The sequence below is a fragment of the Stenotrophomonas sp. SrG genome, from assembly GCF_050031795.1.
Taxonomy (GTDB): Bacteria; Pseudomonadota; Gammaproteobacteria; order Xanthomonadales; family Xanthomonadaceae; genus Stenotrophomonas; species Stenotrophomonas rhizophila_A.
Map to the genome: position 1 here is coordinate 1 of NZ_JBNBBE010000572.1, position 252 is coordinate 252.

Annotated in this window: 1 pseudogene; it reads right to left on the minus strand. The window is 68.7% G+C overall.

Going from position 1 to position 252, the window contains the following annotated elements:
- Positions 1-252, minus strand: a pseudogene (locus ACQG3P_RS20900) (Fe-S cluster assembly protein SufB); the annotation flags it as partial.

The following is a 252-nucleotide window of genomic DNA, read 5'->3' on the forward strand; positions in this document are numbered from 1 at the left end:
GGGCGCGGAGTAGTAGCTGAGCGCCTGCAGGTCGATCGCGGCGATCTGCAGCTTGGCCCAGTTCGGCATCGGCGTGGTCAGGAAGTGGCGGTAGGCGTCCAGGCGCCACTGCGTCATCCATTCCGGCTCTTCCTGCTTGGCCGACAGGGCACGGATGGTGTCCTCGTCCAGGCCGGGCGGCAGCGAATCCGATTCGATGTCCGGGATGAAGCCGGCCGAATCCTGGCGGCCGAGCTGCTCGGGGAGGGCGGG